Source organism: Pseudomonas sp. LAP_36 (genome assembly GCF_019456785.1).
Classification (GTDB): domain Bacteria; phylum Pseudomonadota; class Gammaproteobacteria; order Pseudomonadales; family Pseudomonadaceae; genus Aquipseudomonas; species Aquipseudomonas tritici.
Map to the genome: position 1 here is coordinate 267,577 of NZ_JAHZMS010000007.1, position 22,402 is coordinate 289,978.

The window sequence follows — 22,402 nt, forward strand, 5'->3', positions numbered from 1 at the left end:
CCACATTGTTAGATCTTCAGTGGCTTGAAGATCAGTTTTTGTAGTCGGTATCGCTGCGCTCCAACTGCCGAATCAACGCATTCCAATGCCGCGCCACCCCCGGTCCTTCGCCATTGGCAAACACCTTGGCCTGTTGCTCGACCTTCTCCACCACGTCCGATGGCGGAAAGATCAATTCCGCATTCCCCGCCGCCTGCGCCGCGACCTGGATGTTGCACGCACGCTCCAACTGCTGCAGCTGCTGGAAGGCGTGTTCCACGCTGCCCCCCGCCGTCAACAACCCATGGTTACGCAGGATCATCACACTCTTGTCACCCAAGTCCGCCACCAACCGCTCGCGCTCGTCCAAATCCAGGGCAATGCCCTCATAGCCGTGGTACGCCACGCGCCCGGAGAAACCAATGGAATGCTGGGAGATCGGCAACAACCCGCTTTTTTGCGCCGACACCGCAATGCCGTCACGGGTGTGGGTGTGCAGCACCGCTTGCAGGTCGTGGCGTGCGCCATGAATGGCGCTGTGAATCACGTAGCCGGCGTAGTTGATGCCCAGGCCGGTCGGGTCGTCGACGAGGGTGCCGTCGAGGTCGACCTTGACCAGGTTGGAGGCGCTGATCTCATCGAACAACAGCCCGAAGGCGTTGATCAGGAAATGCTCCTCCGGGCCCGGAACACGGGCGGAGAAGTGGGTGTAGATGTGGTCGGTCCACTTGTACAAGGCCGCCAGGCGATAGGCGGCGGCCAGTTTGACGCGCACGTCCCATTCTTCCGGGGTGACGCGGCTGCGAACAGTGTTGGAAACACTGGAAATCGAGGTGACGCTGCTCATGGCAAAACTTCCTGGATGGCCTTAAGGACTTCCAGGCAGCCTATGGGATGCAAAAAAATAATAAAAAGCACATTTTAATCTAAGCTAATTATTATTTTTTTTCATAACTACATTGGTCACGGCACAGATCAAATGTGGGAGCTGGCTTGTCGAATCGTCGAACCGCTGCGATGGCCATAGGTATCTACACAACTTGAGGGAGCCTTCTGCGTAGCAGCTGTCGAGCCCCGGCGAGGCTGCGTTTGCGGGCTGTCTGACACACCGCTGACGCAGCCTCGCCGGGGCTCGACAGCTGCTACGCAATTTCACGTTGAAGATGTGTAGATACTTATGGCCATCGCAGCGGTTCGACAAGCCAGCTCCCACAATGTCAGGCGGCGTTGCGGATTTTGTGCAGGGAAGCGGCGACCAACTTGCCAAACGCATCCACCGGCCCTTGCAGGTTGCCGAGGAAGTGCGGATAGATCAGCCACAAATCCATCACCGGCTTGAAGTCCTTGAGCGGCATCACCGCCAACTGCTCAAAGTGGGCGCTGCGTTCCAACAGCGGGCGCGGCACCAGACCAAGCCCCAAACCGTCCGCCACCAATCCCAACTGCAACTCGGTACCGAACGTTTCCAGGTTCACCCGCAGTGACAGGCCCTGATCCGACAACGTGCGCTGCAAACCGGCGCGGAAACCGCAGCCGTCCGGGTTGAGAATCCAGCCATTCTGATACACATCCGCCAATTTGCAGGGCTTCTTCGGCAGCTGGGATTTGGCACACACCACCACCAATTCCATCTTGCCGATCGACTCACCGACGATGTTGTCCGGGAAAATCTTGCCGGCCGGGAACAACGCCGCCGCTGCGTCCAGCTCGCCGCGTTCGATCTTGCCCACCAACTGGCTGCCCCAGCCTGTGGCGACCTGTGCACGCAGGTCCGGGTATTCGGTACGCAGGTGCTTGAGCGCGTCCAGCAGCACCACGTCGCCGATGGTCTGCGGCACGCCCAGGCGCAGCAGGCCGGTGGGCGGTGCGTCGGTGGCGACCAATTCGCGCAGGGCATCCATCTCGCGCAGGATCAGCCGGCACTGCTCGTAGACGCGGGTGCCGATCAGTGTCGGCTTGAGAGGCTTGGTATTGCGGTCGAACAGCTCCACACCCAACGCCTGCTCGAAGTTCTGCACGCGGCGGGTGATAGCCGGCTGGGTCAGTTGCAATGACTCGGCGGCATGGCTGATGGACTGGCAACGAATCACTTCGACAAAGGCATCGATATCGTCAATTTTCATTTGGGCCGCACATAGAGAACAGTCATTAAGATGTGTGCGAAGCATAGTTGCAGGCGGGCTATCTGGATAGCCCGCCCTGTGATCGATAACGTCTAACGCTATTCAAGCCGGTTCTAAATTACCTTCAGCTATAAGCTAATCATTAAAAAATAGCATATTAAATATAAACATTATGCTTAGATAAACCCATCGCAACCGACCACACGATGGAGCTGCCATGACCCAGGCCCGACACCCCGAGAGACTTCGAGCCTTTATAGGCGCCCTGGCGGAGTTGATTGACGGCAATCCACGCGAAGGTGACCTGCTGCACCGTGGCGGCAAGCTGCTGGCGCAACTGGTCAGCCATGATGACTGGCTCCCCGACGAATTTGCCCAACCTGACCCCGAGCGCTACCAGCAGTTCTTGCTGCATGCCGACTCGCGCCAGCGCTTCAGCATCGTCAGTTTTGTGTGGGGGCCGGGGCAAAGCACGCCGATCCATGATCATCGCGTGTGGGGGTTAATCGGAATGCTGCGCGGGGCAGAGTTTTCCCAGGGTTTTGAACGCGCACCCGATGGCAGCCTGGCCGCCGAAGGCAAGCCGATCAAGTTGGTGCCGGGCCAGGTTGAAGCCGTGTCGCCCAAAGTCGGCGACATCCATCAAGTGAGCAATGCCCACGGCGACCAGGTGTCGATCAGCATTCATGTGTACGGCGCCAATATCGGTGCGGTGCGCCGTGCGGTGTACCAGCCCGATGGCAGCGAGAAACTGTTCATCTCGGGCTATTCCAACGCCTTTCTCCCGAATATCTGGGATTTGTCCGAAGAAAAGAGCCCTGCCCTATGACCACCGTATCTACACGCAGCTTTGCCCAGATTCGCCAGGCCCTGTTGGACCGTCAGGAAGTCGCCCTGGTCGACGTGCGCGAAGAAGCGCCGTTTGCCGAATCCCACCCGCTGTTTGCCGCGAACATCCCGCTGTCCAAGCTGGAGCTGGAGGTGTACTCGCGCATTCCACGGCGCGATACCCAGGTCACCGTGTATGACAATGGCGAAGGCCTCGCCGCCCGCGCCGCCGAGCGTCTTATGGCATTGGGCTACAGCCAGGTCAGCCTGCTTGAAGGTGGCCTGCAGGGGTGGCGCAAGGCCGGTGGCGAGCTGTTTATCGACGTCAATGTGCCAAGCAAAGCCTTTGGCGAGCTGGTGGAAAGCGAGCGGCACACGCCGTCCCTGGCGGCTGAAGAGGTGCAAGCGCTGCTCGACAGCCAGGCCGATGTGGTGGTGCTCGACGCCCGCCGCTTCGACGAATACCAGACCATGAGCATCCCCACCGGCATCAGCGTGCCCGGTGCCGAGTTGGTGTTGCGTGCCCGCGAACTGGCGCCGGACCCGACCACCCGCATCATCGTCAATTGCGCCGGGCGTACCCGCAGCATTATCGGCACGCAGTCGCTGATCAACGCCGGCGTGGCCAACCCGGTGTCGGCCCTGCGCAACGGCACCATCGGCTGGACCCTCGCCGGGCAGAAACTCGCCCACGGCCAATCGCGCCGTTTTGCACCAACCTCGGAAGAACATCGGCAAATCGCCGCCGTCGATGCGCGCCGCGTCGCCGACAAGGCCCGTGTGGGTCGCGCTACCCTCGCCGATCTGCAAGCCTGGCGGCAGGACGCGGCCCGCACGACCTACCTGTTCGATGTTCGCACCCCGGAAGAATTCGAAGTCGGTCACCTGCCGGGCGCGCGCTCCACGCCAGGCGGCCAGTTGGTTCAGGAAACCGACCACGTCGCCAGCGTGCGCGGCGCCCGCCTGGTGCTGGGGGATGACGACGGCGTGCGCGCGAATATGTCGGCGTCCTGGCTGGCCCAACTGGGCTGGGAAGTGCATGTGCTGGATGACCTGCAACCGGCGGACTTCAGCGAAAAAGGCGCTTGGATCGCCCCCGTACCGACGCCGCCACAAGCCGAACTGATCAGCCCCCACACCCTCGCCGACTGGCTGGAGCATGGCGACACCGTGGTGCTGGATTTCACCGCCAGCGCCAACTACGTGAAGCGCCATATCCCCGGTGCCTGGTGGGCCTTGCGTGCACAACTGCCCCAAGCCCTGGCCAAGGTGCCCGCCGCCCAGCGTTATGTGCTGACCTGTGGCAGCAGCCAGCTGGCGCGCCTGGCGGTGGCCGAAGTCGAAGCCATCACCGGCAAGCAAGTGTTCCTGCTGCAAGACGGCACCACCGGCTGGATCAACGCGCAACTGCCGTTGGAAGAAGGTGAAACCCACCTGGCCTCGCCGCGTATCGACCGTTATCGCCGCCCATATGAAGGCACCGATAACCCCAAGGAAGCCATGCAGGCCTATCTGGATTGGGAGTTCGGCCTGGTCGATCAGTTGGCTCGCGACGGCACCCACGGTTTCCACGTTATCTGACCACCCCCTGCACCACGCTCGGCACCGACCCCTTCTCCAGGCGGAGGTATGCCTTCAAGTCCAATAAACGCCTGGAGTTTGCCCATGCTTTACACCCAACCCTTCAAGCGCCTGTTCCTGGGCACAGCCCTGGCGCTCGGCCTGATGTCCAGCGCCCATGCCGCCGACCTGCAACCGCTGCGGGTAGCCAATCAGAAATCGACGATCAAGGCGCTGCTGGAAGTCTCCGGCGAAACCAAAAACGTGCCCTATGCAATCCAGTGGTCGGAATTCCCGTCCGCCTCGCCGCTGGGCGAAGCCTTGAATGCCAATGCGGTGGACATCGGCGCCCTGGGCGATGCGCCTTACGTGTTTGCCCTCGGCGCCGGTGGGTCGCTCAAGGTGGTCAGCATCATCCACGCCAAAGGGCGCAACACCACCGCCCTGCTGGTGCCCAAGGACTCGCCGATCAAGAGCGTCGCCGATCTCAAGGGCAAAAAAATCGTCACCGGGCGCGGTTCCATCGGGCATTACCTGGCAATCAAGGCGCTCGCCAGCGCCGGCCTTACCACCAAGGACGTGCAGTTCATTTTCCTGCTGCCCAGCGAATCACGCCTGGTGCTGGATAACGGCAGCGTCGACGCGTGGTCCACCTGGGACCCTTACACCACCGTAGTCACCTCGCAAAGCCAGGCCCGCGTACTGGTCAGCGGCCGCCAGCTGTTGAGCAATCACCTGTACCTCGCGGCTACCAGCCAAGCCATCGCCGACAAGCGCCCGCAACTCGACGACTTTGTCGCCCGCGTCGACCGTGCCTACGCCTGGGCCAATACCCACCCCGACGAATACGCTGCCGCCCAGGCCAAGATCACCGGCCTGCCGCTGGAAGTGCATGTAGAAGTGGCCAAGGACACCCACCTGACGCCGGTCGCTATCGACGACTCGGTCATCCGCGGCTTGCAAGCGACCGCCGACACCTATCAACAAGAAGGCCTGCTGACCAAGCACATCGATGTGTCGCAGGGCTTCGACAAGAGCTTTAACGCCAAGCGTGTCCCACTTTCCCAAGCATCGCGCTAGAAGGAGCAGAACATGAGCAAGCCACGTCAATTGAAACTCGGTGCCATGGTCCACGGAGTCGGTCACGGTTGGGGCGAATGGCGCCACCCGCAGGCCCAACCGAATGCCAGCACCGACTTTGGTTTCTACCAGCAGCAGACTGAATTGGCCGAAGCCGCCAAGTTCGACTTCGTGTTTATCGCCGACAGCCTGCATATCCACGCCAAATCCAGCCCGCATTACCTCAATCGGTTTGAGCCGCTGACCATCCTTTCGGCGCTGGCCGCGATCACGACGAATATCGGACTGGTTGCCACCGTGACCGTCAGCTACACCGAGCCCTACCAGGTGGCGCGGCAGTTTTCGTCCCTGGACCATATCAGCGGCGGCCGCGCCGGGTGGAACGTCGTCACCTCGTGGCTCAGCGGCACTGCGGACAACTTCGGCAAAGCGGAACATCCGCCGCATGCCGTGCGCTACCGCATTGCCAAGGAACACCTGAACACGGTCAAGGGCCTGTGGGACTCCTGGGAAGACGACGCGTTTGCCTACAACAAGCAGACCGGCGAATTTTTCACCCCCGGCAAACTGCATGCGCTGAACCACAAGGGCGAGTTTTTCTCGGTCAAAGGCCCGCTGAATATCGCGCGCTCGCGCCAGGGGCAGCCGGTGATTTTCCAGGCAGGCACGTCGGAAGACGGGCGCAACTTTGCCGCGCAACACTCCGATGCGATCTTTGTGCATGTGGAGAGCATCGAGGAAGGCCGGGCCTATACCCAAGACCTCAAACGCCGCGCTAAAAGCTTTGGCCGTGACGCGGGCAGCCTGTCGATCCTGCCGGGTATCCGCCCGATTGTCGGCCGTGATCAAGCAGAAGTGGAAAGCCGCTACCAGCAGGCCGTGGACCTGGTCACCGTGGAAGACGCCATCGTCGCCCTCGGCCGCCCCTTCAACGACCATGACTTCAGTCAATACCCGCTGGACGCGCCCTTTCCGGAACTCGGCGACCTCGGTTCCAACAGCCAGAAAGGCGGCTCCGACCGCATCAAGCAACTGGCCAAGGACGAAGGCCTGACCCTGCGCGAAGTGGCCCTGCGCTTCTCGCGGCCAAAACGTGATTTTGTCGGCACGCCGGAACACGTCGCCGATGCCATCCAGACCTGGTTCGAAAGCGGCGCCAGCGATGGTTTCATCATCAACTCGGTGCTGCCGGATGGCTTGCAATACTTCACAGAACTAGTGGTGCCGGTGCTGCAACAGCGCGGTCTGTTCCGCACCGACTACAGCGGGCATACCCTGCGCGACAACCTCGGCCTGGACGTGCCGGCCAATCGCTACAGTGTCGCCGCCGAGCTTGAAGAAAAACAAGAGGCGCTGGCATGACCGCCACCCGCAGCCAGAACCTGTAGTGAGCGGGCTTGCCCCGCGCTGGGCTGCGAAGCAGCCCCACTAAAGACACTGCGATTTCCAGATAGACCCGATTCGCCTGGTTTGGGGCTGCTTCGCAACCCAGCGCGGGGCAAGCCCGCTCACTACACGCCTATGCCCCACGACCAGCGCACACAAGCCGCTCTCCCATTGTTGACCGAGTACATGCTTATGACCCAACCGTCTCTCCGCTCCGTGGAAGTCGCCAACTTCGACGCCCTGCTCGAACGCCTCAGCGCCGAGCTGGCAGGCACCGCGCACGTCTATGACGAGAGCGGCGTCTTCCCCCACGCCAACTTCACGTTGCTGCACGAGCACGGCTTGGTCGCCCTCACCGTGCCCAGATCCTTGGGCGGCGGCGGCGCCAGCCTGCCCCAGGCGCGCAAGGCAATCCGTGCGATTGCCAAGGGTGAGCCTTCCACCGCGCTGATCCTGGTGATGCAGTACCTGCAGCACACGCGCCTGCAAGGCAGTAAGACCTGGCCGCCCCACCTGCGCAAGCAAGTGGCCGAAGACGCGGTGCGCAACGGCGCCTTGATCAACGCCCTGCGCGTCGAACCCGACCTCGGCACCCCGGCCCGTGGCGGCCTTCCGGCGACCACCGCCGTGCGCACCGCCGAAGGCTGGCGCATCAGCGGGCGAAAGATCTACTCCACCGGCAGCCATGGCTTGAGCTGGTTCAGCGTGTGGGCGCGCAGCGATGACGCCGACCCGCTGGTTGGCGCTTGGCTGGTGCGAAAAGACAGCCCCGGCGTCAGCATCATCGACACGTGGGATCACCTTGGCATGCGTGCTACTTGCAGCCATGAAGTGGTGCTCGACAATGTGCTGGTGCCACTGGACCACGCCGTCAGCGTCAGCCCGTGGAGCGCGCCGACGCCGGAGCTGGATGGCGAAGGTTTCCTGTGGATGTCGGTGTTGCTGTCCTCGGTGTATGACGCCGTGGCCCAGGCCGCGCGGGACTGGTTGGTGACGTGGCTGGAAGCGCGCGCACCGTCCAACCTCGGCGCCGCGCTGTCGACCTTGCCGCGCTTCCAGGAAACCGTCGGTCATATCGACACCCTGCTGTTTGCCAACCGCAGCCTGCTCGACGCCGCCGCCGAGGGCCACACCCCAGCGGCCAATGCGGCGCAGTTGAAGTACCTGGTGACCCACAACGCCATCCGCGCCGTGGAGCTGGCCATCGAGGCGTCGGGCAACCCTGGCCTGTCACGTCATAGCCCGTTGCAGCGGCATTACCGCGACGTGCTGTGCAGTCGCGTGCATACCCCACAGAACGACGCCGTCCTGCAAGGCGTCGGCAAAGCCGTTTTCGCCCAACGCCAGAAGGAACGCTCATGAGTCAGGTGATGATTGCCAGCCAGTTGGACGAAGACTACAACGACGTGATCCGCGAGCGCGAATATCCTGCTGCTGCGCCCGATCAACGTGCGCGGCTACACCGCCCCGGACACCCTGCCTCCGGGTTGGCCTTACGGCGCACAGTGGGTGCACCTGGTGTCGTCAGGCATCGACTTTTATCCGCAATGGCTGTTCAACGGCCCCCGGTGACCACCTCGCGGGGCAGCGCCGCTGACCGAGGCCACGCGGCATATCATGAACCGTGATGTGCTGGGCAGTGCCAAGCCGGGGCTGCATCTGATCAACATTGCCCGAGGTGGTTTGCTGGATCAGGAGGCGCTGCTGGAAGCGCTGGACAATGGGCAGATAGGGCTGGCGTCGCTGGATGTGGCCGAGCCTTAGCCAACCGTGCAGGCGGGAAATCGTTACATCAGCCCCCATTGTCACCACGTCAAAGGGTTCGCTTGCGGCCTTCACAAACAAGATCCAGGAACCCATACAAGCCCTGGACATCTGCACTTGGTTAACCATCATTCGCCAGGCGCTCACGCAGGAACTCCACCAGCGCCTGCACCGGTCGCGAGCTCTGCCGGTGTTGCGGGTACACGGCCGACAGGGTCAGGGCTTCGGGGGCGAACTCGTCCAGTAGGCTGACCAGGCGGCCGTCCTTCAACGCATCGCCGACGATAAAGGTCGGCAGGTACGTCACGCCCAGCCCAGCAATGGCGGTATCGCGCAGCAGGTCGCCGTTATTGACGCGCATGCGCCCGCTGACATTCAGCGCCTGCACCTTGCCCTTGAAGCGCCATTGCACCTGGCGGCCATGGCCATAAGGCAGGCAATCGTGCTGGGCCAGGTCCTCGGGCTGCAACGGCGTACCGCGCAGGGCCAGGTACTCGGGGCTGGCGCAGTACACCCGTGGGATGCTGGCAATACGGCGGGCGATCAGGGTGGAATCTTCCAAGGTGCCAATGCGCAGCACCAGATCGTAGCCCTCGCCGATCAGGTCCACGGGGCGATCGCTTAAGTCGACTTCCACCGACACCTGCGGATGGCGCTGCAAAAACTGCGGCAACAGGCAGCCCAAATGGGCCATGGCAAACGACAACGGCGCGCTGAGGCGAATGGTGCCGCGTGGCTCGCTGTTCTGCCCGGCAATGCCCTGCTCCACTTGCTCGACTTCACTGAGCAGGCGCAAGGCGGATTCGTAATAACTCTGGCCGAGTGGCGTGACATCCAGGCGGCGTGTGGAGCGGTTGAGCAGGCGCACGCCCAGGCGATCTTCCAGTTGGATCAGGCGGCGGCTGACGAACTGCTTGGACAGGCCCAGCTGTTCGGCGGCGGCGGTAAAACTGCCGGATTCCATGACTTGGCAGAACAGGCGCATGTCTTCAAAGGGGTTCATTGTCGCTTCTCGGTGGACATTTAGCGGACTTATAGCCTGTGAGTGGCCACACCACAAAACAAAATGTGGGAGCTGGCTTGCCTGCGATGGCGGTGTGTCAGCCAACATTGCTGTCAGCTGACACACCGCCCTCGCGGGCAAGCCCGGCTCCCACAGGGTTCAGCAGTGCGGTGTTTATACAGTTACTTGGCCGTAAACGCCGAGTAGCTGTTCATCAGGTTGCGGTAGTTAGGGATGCGTGGCGACAGCAGGTTGGCCAGGCCTTCCATGTCGTTGCGCCAGTCAACTTGCAGCTCACAGGCCACCGAGAACCAGTTCACCAGTTGGGCACCGGCGGCGGTCATGCGCGCCCAGGCAGCCTGTTGCACGGTTTCGTTGAAGGTGCCGGAAGCGTCGGTGACCACGAACACTTCGAAGCCTTCATCCAGGGCGCACAGGGTTGGGAACGCCACGCAGACATCAGTCACCACGCCGGCGATGATGATCTGCTTGCGGCCGGTTGCCTTGACGGCCTTGACGAAATCTTCGTTGTCCCAGGCGTTGATCTGGCCAGGGCGCGGGATGTACGGCGCGTCCGGGAACATGGCTTTGAGCTCTGGAACCAGCGGACCGTTAGGGCCGCTTTCAAAGCTTGTAGTGAGGATGGTCGGCAGGTTGAAGAACTTCGCGACGTCGGCCAGGGCCAGTACGTTGTTCTTGAATTCGTTCGGAGAGAAGTCCTGTACCAGCGAGATCAGGCCGGTCTGGTGATCGACCAACAGGACAACGGCGTCATCTTTGTTCAAGCGCTTGTAAGTCATGGGGTAACTCCTGTGGGATGTAGGGGATTCAGAAAGCAAAGCACGAGCAGCCAAACGCCCCCCAGAAACCCTGGAAGTCGCTGACCGGCACGCTGGAAAGACGCGCCTTTTCATGGCTGTGGGAATGCACGCCGCACGGGCCGCTGCAGTGGTGAACCTGAGCTTGCAAAGGCGAACTTGGACGCCAGTGACCCGGCACCTTGACCACCGGCGACCAGTCCGGCAGCACCGGAACCCGTGGCGGTGCGTAATCTTCGAAATCGCCAGCACCGTAGACCACGTTGCCGCCGACCACGGTCAGTACCGATTCGATCCACTTGATGGCTTCTTCATCGACACTGAAAAAGTCCGCCGACAGCGCGGCCACATCCGCCAATTGCCCAACCTTGATCTGGCCCTTCTTGCCCTGTTCGGACGAGAACCAGGCGCTGCCATGGGTGAACAGTTCCAGCGCGGTGAGGCGCGGCAGGCCTTCGGCGTGCAGCTCCAGGCCGCCGACGGTGCGCCCGCTGACCATCCAGTACAACGAGGTCCATGGGTTGTAGCTCGACACCCGCGTGGCGTCAGTGCCCGCCCCTACCGGTACGCCTTCGGCCAACATGCGTTTGATCGGCGGCGTGGCTTCGGCTGCTTTGGCGCCGTAACGCTCGACGAAGTACTCGCCCTGGAACGCCATGCGGTCCTGAATCGCAATCCCGCCGCCGAGGGCACGTACGCGCTCGATGTTTTTCGGGGTGATGGTTTCGGCGTGATCGAAGAACCACGGCAAACCGTTGAACGGGATATCGCGGTTGACCTTCTCAAACACGTCGAGCATGCGCGAGATGGATTCGTCATAAGTCGCGTGCAGACGGAACGGCCAGCGCTGCTCCACCAGATGGCGCACCACCGGCTCCAGCTCCTGCTCCATGGTCAGCGGCAAGTCGGGGCGCGGCTCAAGGAAGTCTTCGAAGTCCGCCGCCGAGAACACCAGCATCTCGCCCGCGCCGTTGTGGCGCAGGTAGTCATCGCCCTGGTGCAGGGTGACGCTGCCGGTCCAGTTCTTGAAGTCGCTGAGTTCTTCCTTGGGCTTCTGGGTGAACAGGTTGTAGGCGATGCGCACCGTCAACTGTTCGTCTTTGGCCAGTTGCTCGATCACCGCGTAGTCATCGGGGTAGTTCTGGAAACCACCGCCGGCATCAATGGCGCTGGTGAGCCCCAGGCGATTGAGCTCGCGCATGAACTGGCGGGTCGAGTTGACCTGGTATTCCAGCGGCAGTTTCGGGCCCTTGGCCAGGGTCGAATACAGGATCATAGCGTTAGGCCGCGCCACCAGCATGCCAGTGGGGTTGCCATTGCTGTCACGCACGATCTCGCCACCCGGAGGGTTTGGCGTGTCCTTGGTGTAGCCGGCCACACGCAGCGCGGCACGGTTGAGCAAGGCACGGTCGTAAAGGTGCAGCACGAAGACCGGGGTATCCGGCGCGGCCTGGTTCAACTCTTCCAGGGTTGGCATGCGCTTTTCCGCGAACTGGAATTCGTTCCAGCCACCGACCACACGCACCCATTGCGGCGTCGGGGTTCGATCAGCCTGGTCCTTGAGCATGCGCAAGGCATCGGCCAGGGACGGCACGCCTTCCCAGCGCAGTTCAAGGTTGTAGTTCAGGCCGCCACGGATCAGGTGCAGGTGCGAGTCGTTGAGGCCGGGGATGACGGTGCGGCCCTTGAGGTCGATTACCTTCGTGCCGCTGCCACGTCGCGCCATGGCTTCACCGTCGGTGCCTACGGCAACAAATCGCCCCTGGCTGATGGCGACGGCGGTTGCACGTGGGTTTTCACGGTCCACGGTGTGGAACTGGCCATTGAACAGAATCAGATCGGCGTTCATAGGGTTTCCTTTACAGAGGCTTCAAGCCAGGGAGCGAACAGGCGGGTAGCCGCCGGCATCAGCAGGTAGACCACCAGCAGGACGATGGTCAGGGTGACCAGAAAGGTGGAGACCACGTAGTTGGACAAGAACGGGTGCAGACGCAGGATCGGCCCCCAGATGAACGGCAACAGCAAGGTCTGCGGCAGAATCACGAACAGGCTGACCACCGCCTGCTTCCAGCGCGGCGGCTTGGCGGCGCTGTCGGCCAGGGGCGCGAACCAGAATTCGTTGGCGGCGCCGATTTCGGTCTTGTCGCCGTCGGCCAGCATGGGTGTGGCTTCGGCGATCAGGGTTTTGCGCTCTGGGGAGTCGAGCCAGGTTTTCAGGTCATCGGTGGAGCGGTAGCGCAATACGCAGGTGAACAACGCCAGCTTGCCCTGCTTACCGCGCACCACATCGACGCCCAGATGGCCAGGACGGTCGCCGGCGATGCGCACGATGCGGCGTAGCCAGGCTTCGTAATCGGCTTCACTGCCTTGTTTGATCAGGTGTTTGACCACCAGGGTGACGACTTCGTCGGAGCCTGGTTTTGGTGCTGGGTCCATGGGGTGTCCCTCTGCCTTGATGTTTCAGCGATGAGGGTAGTTTGCAGGGGGTTGGGGTGGGGAAAATTGGATGTACGTGCTGTTTGGGGGGGTACATATCCGTTATTTGGGTAACGGCAACTTAGCGTTCCGCCCTTACGGCGGCTCACTTTGGAAAAGCCGGAATGCCGGCCCAGCCCAAAGTAAGCAAAGGGCTCTTGCCCCACCACTCGGCACCTCGCTTAGGCTCGGCGTGCCCTCAGGGCCGCCTCAGATCAAGATCACAAGCCAGATCAAAAGCAGAGCAGATCAAAAGCAGTTTTGGGGTACTCCGCAGGTCTGCTTTCCTGTGGGAGCTGGCTAAGTGCGCGCGCGCCGCGTCGTACTCAGCTTGTGAGTGCTTGAGCCGATCTTTTCAGATTGGATCCCCTTCCCGCCGCCAGGCTGTACTAGCATAGGTCCCGGCGGGAAGGACTATCACGGCAGGTTGTTCGCATTGGCTAGCCTCTCAATCCCCGCCGCTATAAAGCCGAGCACCTGCACGCCTCATGGACGAATTGATGAACGCACACTTGTTTCCTCATATTGGCAAGGTCATCGCCAGCACCGGCAGTCGCCATTTCCCACGCATGCTGCATGACCTTATCCTCACCCAACTGGCAGTGGACGCCACCCATATCACCCAATTGCAGGTCAGTACCGACGGGCACACCCGCCGCAAGATCAGCCCGGTCTATACCGACTCGGTGGCAACCCTGGACGGGGAACAGCACGCCGCGCAATTGCACCTCACCCGCCACAAGGACGACGTACGCTACGTGCTGTCGGTGTATCGCTCACACCCTTCAGACAGCTTCTCGCCGCAGGAACGCAGCATGCTGCAGGACTTCTCCACGCTGCTGTTGCCCATGGTGGAAAAGCACATCGCGGCAATCCACCCGTGCCGCCAGGACAGCGACCCGGTGATGCCGCAAAACCAGGGTATCGAAACCCTGCGCCGGCGCATTGAAGAGCGGTTGGTACAGTCAGGGCTAACGTTGTCCAACCGTGAGCTCGAGGTGTGCCTGGGGCTGCTGGCCGGGCGCACGGCGCCGGAGCTGGCAGAGCAGTTGGCATTGAAGGTCAATACCATCGAGAGTTACTTGAAACGCGCAGCGATCAAGCTGGGGATCAGTGGGCGGCATTCGTTGTTGCGGTGGCTGTATTCGACGGAGGATGACACGGCTGCACATCCATGAAGCACCACCGCCCTGTGGCGCTGGCTTGTCGGGTCGCAGCCGGGCACTCAAACCTCGCGCGGCTTCAGCTTCAGGTGCCGCGCATACCAGGGCCGCTTCGGCACTCGCTTGAACAGCCCCTGCAACATGCCTTCGTCTTCGCCAAAGGTGATCCGCAGCGCCAGTTTCATGGTCTCCGGGTCCATTTCCATCGACCGCCCCATCTGCAACCCCGGCGTCGTACTGCAGCCATGCGTATCCGGGCCCAGCCACGGGTCTCCCACCTCGACCCAGCGGCCCGGCGCGAACCAGGCCACGCCGTTGACTTGCATGCGGCGGACTTCACCCGGATTGAAGCGCTCATGGGCGCGAAACCAGTCTTCGATACGGTCGTCGATCCAGCCGTGAAAGTGCCAGAACACTGGGTTCACATGGGAGGAAAACGGGTCGCCGAGAAAGTCGTTCTCCGCCGTGTACCAGCGTGGGGCGAAGTCGGACGGGTCACGGGCGAACGGCACCGGCGCACCGTTGGAGGGGTCACGCGGCACCGAGGCCCAGCGCATGTGCAGCCAGTCGTGCAGGCCCAACTCCATCTCTGAACCCAACTGCCCGAGTGTCAGTTTGGACAAATAACGGGGGTCGCGGTATTGGGATTCCCACACCTGAAAGTTGCTGTGATAGGTCTCGGCGGCCTTGATGTCGCTGACCCACTGGGTGTAGGCGCTGTCATCCGGCGCCGACCACGTGGGCGGCAGCGCGAAGCCGTCGTGGTTGTCGAAGTAACGCAGGAAGCCCAGTCGATCACGTTCCAACGCCGGCTGCGGTTCGGGGAATTGCGGCCACGAGGGCAAATCCTGCAGGGAGCGCGCGGTGCCGAGCATGTGCCGGTGCATGAAGAAGAAGTCGATGCCCGAGCCGTTGCGGTCTTTGCGCTTGCCCCGGGCGTCGCGCTCCTGGCCCCGCGGGCCGGGTTGCCAGCCGATGCCGCGCAGAGCGTCGCGTTTTTCTTCGGAGAGTTTGTGCCATTGGTCGCGGGTGGCGTGCCACAGTTGGTGGAACAAGCGGTGCTCGGGAGCAATCAGCCAGGCCAACAGGGCCGGGTTGAGGCCGATGCGTTCGCGCGCTTCAGGAAACGCTTGCTTGTGGGCGATAAAACGATTGTCGCGCTCAACCAGCGCAAGCGGCCGGTCCAGCTCAAGAATCTGCCCGCTGAGGGTAGCGCTGCCGGCATTGGCGAAGTTGGCCCAGACTTCATCAAGGGTCATCTTGAATTCGTAGGCGGGTATGCCGTCGGCCGAGTCGCGGTCGATCAATCGCCAATACAGCACGGCACCCTCGCCCGTCAGCAGGTCCCCGAGCACCCGGTAACGAGGCTCACCCTCGGCGCGCAGGTTGGCGGCAGTGTCCAGGTAGCCGCGCAGGCCGCGCCCACGGGGGGCAATGTCGAGCAGCAACATCAGGCCTTGCAACGGTAAGCCCTTGAGGCCCGCGTCGCGACCTTCCAGGCGCAGGTTCCACACCCCTCGCAGGGTGTTCGCCAGGTGCTGGCCGTCGGTATCCGCCAAGTCCACGGTGGCTTCGCCAGGGGTGATGGGAAACTCTTCACGCGTCAACTCGCGATGGGCATACAAGGCCGCGGGCACAGCCGCGCCAGTCAGCGCCAGGCCTGCGATGAACCCACGTCGAGAGATCGTCATTGTCTACCTTAGGAAACGGCTTAATCAGAGCTAGAACGTTTGCAGGCCGGGGAAATTTACCGCGACCTGCCCGCCGCCTAAATTTCTGTGCCCGACGCTCGTTCTTCCCTGATAGCAAAGGCCTCAACTGACTGAGATGGCAATGACAAAACCACGTTCGAAAAAGGCGTTGTATATCGGCCTGCCGCTGGCACTCGCCATTGGCGCCGGAGCCGGCTTCCTGGCCTGGGATCACTGGTTCAGGGGCAATGCCGGCTACCCGCTGGAAGTGATCAAGCAAGCCAATGAAATGCAGGATCGCCTGTTGTCATTCGACAGCCATATCACCGTGCCCCTGGATTTCGGCGGCATCGACAACGAGGCCGACAAGGATGGCAACGGCCAATTCGACCTGGCCAAGGCGGCTCGTGGCCGCTTGTCCGGCGCGGCCCTGACGATTTTTGGCTGGCCGGAAATCTGGAACGGCCCCAACGCCCCGCACAAGCCCACCGACGGTTTTGTCGAAGAGGCGCGCCATGAGCAAGAGGTGCGCTTCAAGATCATCTCCGGCATGGTCCGCGACTTTCCCAACCAGGTGGGCATTGCCTACACCCCGGACGACTTCCGGCGCCTGCATGGCGAGGGCAAGTTCGCGATCTTTATCAGCATGCTCAATGCCTACCCCCTGGGCAACGACTTGAACCAGTTGGACCTGTGGGCCGCACGCGGCATGCGCATGTTCGGGTTCAGCTATATCGGCAATAACGCCTGGTCCGATTCTTCGCGCCCACTGCCGTTTTTCAATGACTCCGCCGACGCACTCGAAGGCTTGTCGCCGATTGGCCAACAAGCCGTGCACCGCCTCAACGACCTGGGCGTGATCATCGACGTGTCGCAGATGTCGACCAAGGCCCTCGAGCAAGTGGCGCAGCTGAGCCGCACACCGATGGTGGCCTCCCATTCAGCGCCACGCGCGTCGGTGGATATCCCGCGCAACCTCAGTGACAAGGAACTGCAACTGATCAAGAACAGCGGCGGCGTGGTTCAGGTCGTGGGGTTCCCGGCGTATCTACGCCCCTTGAGCCAGCCGACCCAGGACAAGCTCAATGCCCTGCGCGCACGTTTCGACCTGCCTCCCCTGCCCAACCTGGCCATGGCCTTGATGCCGGGCGACGCGATCATTGCCGCCTGGCCCGAGCAGAAGTTCGGCCAATATGCCCAAGGCCTGTACGGCATTCTTGAAGAGGAGCCCAAGGCCACGCTCAAGGATTGGGGCGACGCCGTCGACTACACGGTGCGCAAGATCGGGATTGATCACGTCGGCATCTCCTCGGACTTCAACGACGGCGGCGGCATCCAGGGCTGGGAGAACGTCGGCGAGATACGCAACGTCACCGCCGAACTGATCCAGCGCGGCTATTCCGAAGCCGATATCGCCAAACTGTGGGGCGGTAACTTCCTGCGCGTGTGGGACCAAGTACAAAAAGCCGCCAAGCCATTGGCCAACCGCTAATCACTTAGAAGCACGTCCATGACCGACCGCCGTACGTTCCTCAAGCAGGCGGGTGTATTTGCCGCCAGCCTGCCACTGGGCGCCGCGCTGCTCCCGCAAGCAATCGCCGCCAACACCACAGATGCCCCATGGACGGGCCTCAAGCAGCTGTTCAACCAAGACCCGGATTACCTGCACTTCTCCAACTTCCTGGTGGCTTCGCACCCCAAGCCGGTACGCGAGGCCATCGAGCGTTACCGGGCGCAGATCGACCGCAACCCAGGGCTGGCGATGGACTGGGACCTGCAGGAAACCTGGAAGCGTGAAGGCCAGGTACGTGAGTGGGCCGGCCGCTATTTGCAGGCCACGCCTGCACAGATCGCCCTCACCGGCAGCACTTCGGAAGGGTTGGCGATGATCTACGGCGGGATCAAGGTACGGCCAGGCCAGGAAATCCTTACGACCGTCCACGAGCACTACGCCACCCAAAATGTGCTGGACTATCGCGCACTCAAGGAAGGCACGCAGGTGCGCCGGATCAAGTTATTCGAGAGCGCCCACCGCGTGTCCGCCGACGAGGTGCTGGGCAACATCCAGCGCCATATCCGCCCCAACACCCGCGTGCTTGGCATGACCTGGGTGCAGTCCGGCAGTGGCGTGAAACTGCCCATTGGCGAAATCGGCACGCTGGTGCACGAACACAATCGCAACCGCGACGACCAGGACCGCATCCTCTATGTGGTGGATGGCGTGCATGGTTTCGGCGTGGAAAACCTCGACTTCCCGGACATGCATTGCGACTTCTTTATCGCCGGCACCCACAAGTGGATGTTCGGCCCACGCGGCACCGGGCTTGTCTGCGCCCGCGACGCGGACAACCGATACGTGACACCGATGGTGCCAACCTTCTCCGAAGACAAAGACTTCGCCACCCGCATGACGCCGGGCGGCTACCACGCCTTCGAGCATCGCTGGGCGGCGGATGAGGCGTTCAAGCTGCACTTGCAACTGGGCAAGGCGCAGGTGCAGGCACGCATTCGTGCGCTGAATACCGAACTCAAGGAGCAGCTGTTGGCGCAGCGGCAGATCGAACTGGTCACGCCGCGCAGCCCCGAACTGTCGGCCGGCTTCACCTTCTTCCGCGTCAAAGGAAAGGACTGTGATGCCGTCGCGGCCAACATGATGAAACGCCGTGTGGTGATCGACGCGGTGAACCGGGATGTCGGCCCGGTGATTCGCACTGCCCCTGGCCTGCTCAATTCCTCCGATGAAATCCAGCGTTTCATGACCTTGCTTCGCCAGCAGGTGTGACGCCCACCCTTTTTCCTTTGAACGAGATGCCCACATGAATCCATCCCGACTCAAACCCCTCACGGCATTGGCACTGACCGCCCTGTGCGGCGCACTCCTGCCCAACCTGGCCCAAGCCGCCGCGCCGCAACCCGGCAAAGTGTTCAAGGACTGCAAGGACTGCCCGGAAATGGTGGTGCTGCCCGCCGGCACCTTCACCATGGGCACGCCGGACGATGAAGTCGGCCGCGAGCCGGATGAAAGCCCGATGCATGAAGTGACCTTCGCCAAGCCGTTTGCCATGAGCCGTTTTCACATTACCGCTGGCGAATGGGACAGCTATGTCCGCCAGACCGGCGTGACCATCGCCGATGGCGACACCCGCCCCGGCCGCGAATGCATCGCCAGCAGGCCGCGCTACCCCCAGGGCCCACGCCAGCCGGCGGTGTGCATGGACATGGATGACATCAAAGGCTATGTGGCCTGGCTGTCGAAAAAGACTGGGCAGCCGTACCACATGGTCAGCGAATCGCAGCGTGAATATGCTGCACGCGCAGGCTCGACCGGGCCGTTCCCGTTCCCGTTCGATGAGGGCAAGGGCTACAGCATCGCCAAGCATGCCAACACCTACGGCCCTGCGGATGGGTACAGCTACTCGTCACCCGTCGGCAGCTACCCGCCGAATGCCTTTGGCATGTACGACATGCATGGCAACGTGTATGAGCGGGTCGCCGACTGCTACCACGCGGACTACAAGGGCGCCCCCACCGATGGCAGTGCCTGGGTGGAGCCGACCTGCGAGCTGTATCAGATTCGCGGCAACGACTGGGGCGAAGCGCCGGTGTTTTCGCGCTCGGGCAACCGCAATAACATCTACCCGCAGACGCGCGGGGACTGGATCGGGTTTCGGGTAGTGCGCGACCTGTAACACGGGCACCCTCCAGTGTGGGAGCTGGCTTGCCTGCGATGGCGGCAGGTCAGCTAACATCAATGTGTCTGACCCACCGCTATCGCAGGCAAGCCAGCTCCCACATTTGGACCGCAAGGCTCAAGAAGATTGCGGTCAGCCCTTCTGCGCCAACAACGCCAACCCTTCGTGCAACGCCGGGAACAGGCTGTTGTTGAAGTTATTCCAGCGCAATTCAAGGATGGTGTCATCCGGCGCGATCTCAGTCTTGAGCACGTCGTGGAACACTTCGCCCGAGTCAATGCCGTTGTCCACGTAGTGGAACGAAGCGCCGGTGAGGTACAGCGGCTCCGAGGGCCGGGTCTCCTTGGTCGCCCAATCCACCACCGTTTGCCCACGCGCACCGTACAGCGCGTTCCAGGTGGCGTAGGCGCCACGGCGCTCGTAGGGCGATTCGATGCGGGTAATCCCCGGGTGGATGTTCATGATGCGGCGGGCAAACGGCGCGCCCGGGCGCACCAGCTCGTCGAGGATCACCAACAAACCGTCCAGTACCACGATATCTGCCTTCAGCTCCACCAGCGTGTCGTGCAGGCGGCGTTCGAAATCCTGCTTGCCGGCGATGTGTTCCGCGCTACCGCGTGGCAGCCGCCGGTAGGTGGACGGCACGCTCAGCAGCAGATCATTGACCAGGCGCCCCTGCACCCGCAGGTCGGCCGGGTATAGCCATTGGCGACCCGGTTTGTAGGCAAACCCGTAATCGCGGACCAACTGCTGGTCCCGTGGGTTTTGCTCGTCGTCGTCATACACCACGCCCACCAGGTTGTAGGCCTCGCCCAGCGGCGTGTCGTTCAGTGCGCCCGCCAGGGATTCCAGCACCGACATCATGTAGCGCTCGTGGTCCTTGTAGGCCACTGGCTGCCCGGCCTTGTCAGCCGCGGCATTGCGCAGGGACCACACGTACACCAGATTCTTTTTCGTCATTGCTTCGCTCTCGCTGGATAGATCAGGCACGCGCCAATGCGCGTGCGCCTACACCACAAGAACGAACCAGCCGCCGCGCAATTTATCCGCCACCGCCACCGCCGAGCGCACCGAGCTAAATAGTCGCGCCAATCCTTCGTTTGTCATGGGTAAGGGTCTGTGTGCCCAGCCCCCTCTTTTTCACTTTCCGGGAAGTATTTATGACCGACCCCAAGCGCGGCGCCTTCAACGGTTTGCTCGCATTGCTCAGGCCCTTTCGCACCATCGTCAGCGTCTCCGTCGCCCTGGGCATGGCCGGCGGCCTGGCCATCACCTTTTTGCTGGCGACCATCAATAATGCCCTGCACTCCTCCACCGGCATGACTCAAGGCGTGGTGCTGACCTTCGCCGCCCTGTGCGTGCTGGCGCTGACCAGCTCGATTGTGTCGGACATCGGCACCAATTACGTGGGCCAGCGCATCATCGCGGCGTTGCGCAAGGAACTGGGTGAGAAGGTGCTGTCGGCGCCGATCGAGCAGATCGAGCGCTACCGCTCCCACCGCCTGATCCCGGTGCTGACCCACGACGTCGACACCATCAGTGACTTTTCCTTCGCATTCACCCCGCTGGCCATTGCCGCCACAGTGACCCTGGGTTGCCTGGGCTACCTGGCGTACCTGTCGGTGCCGATGTTTGTGATGATGATCGTGGCGATCATCATCGGCAGCAGTGTGCAGTTCATTGCAGGCGCCAAGGGCATTCGCGGTTTCGACGAAGCCCGCGACCTCGAAGACGAGCTGCAACGTTACTACTCGGCCATTGCCTCGGGCGCCAAGGAGCTGCGCATCCATCGCCCACGCCGCTATCGGATGAATACCCACCGCATCCAGGAAACCGCCGACCGGATCAGCGACATTCAGGTGCGCTCGGTCAACATCTACATCATCGCCAAGACGTTCGGTTCGATGCTGTTTTTCGTGGTTATCGGCATCGCCCTGGCGATGCAGGCCTACAGCCCCAACCCGGACCCGGCAGTGATCACCGGTTTCGTGCTGGTGCTGCTGTACATGAAAGGCCCGCTGGAGCATGTGGTGGGTTACTTGCCGATCATTGGCAAGGCGCGCATTGCCTTTACGCGCATTACCGAACTGTCCGAACGCTTCTCGTCACCGGAACCGCACCTGCTGATGGCCGATACCGAGGCGCCGCACCCTCTGGTGCACAGCCTGGAACTGCGCGGCGTGACGTACAGCCCGCCGCCGGTGGAAGGCAGCGAGCCCTTCCACCTGGGCCCGATCAACCTGAGCATCAAGCAGGGCGATATCGTGTTTATCGTCGGCGAAAACGGCTGCGGCAAGACCACCCTGATCAAGCTGCTGCTGGGCCTGTATCAACCCCAGGCCGGTGAAATCCGCCTCAACGGGGAAACCGTGACCGACCCGGTCCGCGACGACTATCGCCAGTTGTTCACCACGGTATTTGCTGACTACTACCTGTTCGATGACTTGGTACAGGGCAGTGCCACACAGTCGCTGGACAGCGCCGCCAACTACCTGGAGCGCCTGGAAATCGCGCACAAAGTCAGCGTCAAGGATGGCGTGTTCAGCACCACCGACCTGTCCACCGGCCAACGCAAGCGCCTGGCACTGGTCAATGCCTGGCTCGAAGAACGTCCGGTGCTGGTGTTCGATGAATGGGCCGCCGACCAGGACCCGGCCTTCCGCCGCATTTTCTATACCGAACTGCTGCCGGACCTCAAGCGACTGGGCAAGACCATCATCGTGATCAGCCACGACGACCGCTATTTCGACATCGCCGACCAGCTCGTGCGCCTGCGTGCCGGCCAGGTGGTACATGAAATGGAGCCTGCGTGAAATTTCTTTTCCGGTTTCTGCAAGTAG

General features: G+C 62.1%; 18 protein-coding genes and 1 pseudogene. 11 read left to right on the plus strand and 8 right to left on the minus strand.

Annotated features, from left to right (window positions below):
* Positions 1 to 31 precede the first annotated feature (31 nt).
* Positions 32 to 826, minus strand: coding sequence for a class II aldolase/adducin family protein (locus tag JBO08_RS22105; RefSeq protein ID WP_065881760.1), 795 nt, complete (start codon positions 824 to 826; stop codon positions 32 to 34).
* A gap of 370 nt (positions 827 to 1,196) precedes the next feature.
* Entirely contained in the window at positions 1,197 to 2,102 is a 906-nt protein-coding gene (locus JBO08_RS22110) for a LysR family transcriptional regulator (protein WP_065876038.1), read from the minus strand.
* Between the two features lie 217 nt (positions 2,103 to 2,319).
* On the opposite strand from JBO08_RS22110, the gene JBO08_RS22115 reads away from it, so the two are divergent.
* From JBO08_RS22115 to JBO08_RS22140, 6 genes and pseudogenes are all read left to right on the plus strand, one after another.
* A complete protein-coding gene (locus tag JBO08_RS22115; RefSeq protein WP_065891213.1) occupies positions 2,320 to 2,931 on the plus strand; it encodes a cysteine dioxygenase in 612 nt (203 codons plus the stop codon).
* On the plus strand, positions 2,928 to 4,511 hold the full coding sequence (locus tag JBO08_RS22120; RefSeq protein WP_220074947.1) for a rhodanese-related sulfurtransferase: 1,584 nt from the start codon (positions 2,928 to 2,930) through the stop codon (positions 4,509 to 4,511). The genes JBO08_RS22115 and JBO08_RS22120 overlap by 4 nt, the downstream gene beginning before the upstream one ends.
* An 84-nt stretch (positions 4,512 to 4,595) precedes the next feature.
* Positions 4,596 to 5,570, plus strand: coding sequence for an ABC transporter substrate-binding protein (locus JBO08_RS22125; protein WP_220074948.1), 975 nt, complete (start codon positions 4,596 to 4,598; stop codon positions 5,568 to 5,570).
* Positions 5,571 to 5,582: 12 nt separating this feature from the next.
* The gene (locus tag JBO08_RS22130) at positions 5,583 to 6,932 is read left to right on the plus strand and encodes an LLM class flavin-dependent oxidoreductase (RefSeq protein ID WP_065876034.1); all 1,350 of its coding nucleotides are present in this window, start codon (positions 5,583 to 5,585) and stop codon (positions 6,930 to 6,932) included.
* 216 nt (positions 6,933 to 7,148) lie between these two features.
* Positions 7,149 to 8,318: an acyl-CoA dehydrogenase family protein gene (locus JBO08_RS22135; protein ID WP_065891211.1), complete on the plus strand. Its 1,170-nt coding sequence runs from the start codon at positions 7,149 to 7,151 to the stop codon at positions 8,316 to 8,318.
* A pseudogene (locus JBO08_RS22140) lies at positions 8,315 to 8,717 on the plus strand (NAD(P)-dependent oxidoreductase); the annotation flags it as partial. The gene JBO08_RS22135 and the pseudogene JBO08_RS22140, both read left to right, overlap by 4 nt.
* A 124-nt stretch (positions 8,718 to 8,841) precedes the next feature.
* Here JBO08_RS22140 and JBO08_RS22145 read toward each other — a convergent pair.
* The 4 genes from JBO08_RS22145 to JBO08_RS22160 all read right to left on the minus strand — a co-directional run bounded on the left by JBO08_RS22145 (position 8,842) and on the right by JBO08_RS22160 (position 12,977).
* Entirely contained in the window at positions 8,842 to 9,723 is an 882-nt protein-coding gene (locus JBO08_RS22145; RefSeq protein WP_065876031.1) for a LysR family transcriptional regulator, read from the minus strand.
* A gap of 182 nt (positions 9,724 to 9,905) precedes the next feature.
* A complete protein-coding gene (gene ycaC, locus JBO08_RS22150) occupies positions 9,906 to 10,523 on the minus strand; it encodes an isochorismate family cysteine hydrolase YcaC (protein ID WP_065881774.1) in 618 nt (205 codons plus the stop codon).
* Positions 10,524 to 10,551: 28 nt separating this feature from the next.
* A complete protein-coding gene (locus tag JBO08_RS22155) occupies positions 10,552 to 12,390 on the minus strand; it encodes an amidohydrolase (RefSeq protein WP_065891210.1) in 1,839 nt (612 codons plus the stop codon).
* Positions 12,387 to 12,977, minus strand: coding sequence for an antibiotic biosynthesis monooxygenase (locus tag JBO08_RS22160; RefSeq protein ID WP_065876029.1), 591 nt, complete (start codon positions 12,975 to 12,977; stop codon positions 12,387 to 12,389). The genes JBO08_RS22155 and JBO08_RS22160 overlap by 4 nt, the downstream gene beginning before the upstream one ends.
* Positions 12,978 to 13,516: 539 nt before the next feature.
* Between JBO08_RS22160 and JBO08_RS22165 the strand changes: the two genes are divergently transcribed.
* Positions 13,517 to 14,194, plus strand: a complete 678-nt coding sequence (locus JBO08_RS22165; protein WP_175403074.1) for a response regulator transcription factor — start codon at positions 13,517 to 13,519, stop codon at positions 14,192 to 14,194.
* A gap of 47 nt (positions 14,195 to 14,241) precedes the next feature.
* On the opposite strand, the gene JBO08_RS22170 is transcribed toward JBO08_RS22165, so the two are convergent.
* The gene (locus JBO08_RS22170; protein ID WP_065891208.1) at positions 14,242 to 15,870 is read right to left on the minus strand and encodes a PvdJ/PvdD/PvdP-like protein; all 1,629 of its coding nucleotides are present in this window, start codon (positions 15,868 to 15,870) and stop codon (positions 14,242 to 14,244) included.
* A gap of 142 nt (positions 15,871 to 16,012) precedes the next feature.
* Between JBO08_RS22170 and pvdM the strand changes: the two genes are divergently transcribed.
* Genes pvdM through JBO08_RS22185 form a run of 3 tightly spaced genes read left to right on the plus strand, consistent with a single transcriptional unit; the run spans position 16,013 to position 19,559 of the window.
* Positions 16,013 to 17,362 (plus strand): pyoverdine-tailoring dipeptidase-like protein PvdM, encoded by a 1,350-nt coding sequence (gene pvdM / locus JBO08_RS22175; RefSeq protein ID WP_065876026.1) that lies wholly within the window; start codon positions 16,013 to 16,015, stop codon positions 17,360 to 17,362.
* Between the two features lie 18 nt (positions 17,363 to 17,380).
* Positions 17,381 to 18,652 (plus strand): aminotransferase class V-fold PLP-dependent enzyme, encoded by a 1,272-nt coding sequence (locus JBO08_RS22180; protein WP_220074949.1) that lies wholly within the window; start codon positions 17,381 to 17,383, stop codon positions 18,650 to 18,652.
* 34 nt (positions 18,653 to 18,686) lie between these two features.
* Positions 18,687 to 19,559, plus strand: a complete 873-nt coding sequence (locus JBO08_RS22185; RefSeq protein ID WP_065876024.1) for a formylglycine-generating enzyme family protein — start codon at positions 18,687 to 18,689, stop codon at positions 19,557 to 19,559.
* Positions 19,560 to 19,694: 135 nt separating this feature from the next.
* On the opposite strand, the gene JBO08_RS22190 is transcribed toward JBO08_RS22185, so the two are convergent.
* Positions 19,695 to 20,522 (minus strand): N(5)-hydroxyornithine transformylase PvdF, encoded by an 828-nt coding sequence (locus JBO08_RS22190; protein ID WP_065876023.1) that lies wholly within the window; start codon positions 20,520 to 20,522, stop codon positions 19,695 to 19,697.
* Positions 20,523 to 20,722: 200 nt separating this feature from the next.
* Between JBO08_RS22190 and JBO08_RS22195 the strand changes: the two genes are divergently transcribed.
* Positions 20,723 to 22,375 (plus strand): cyclic peptide export ABC transporter, encoded by a 1,653-nt coding sequence (locus JBO08_RS22195; protein WP_065876022.1) that lies wholly within the window; start codon positions 20,723 to 20,725, stop codon positions 22,373 to 22,375.
* The last annotated feature ends 27 nt before the right edge of the window (positions 22,376 to 22,402 follow it).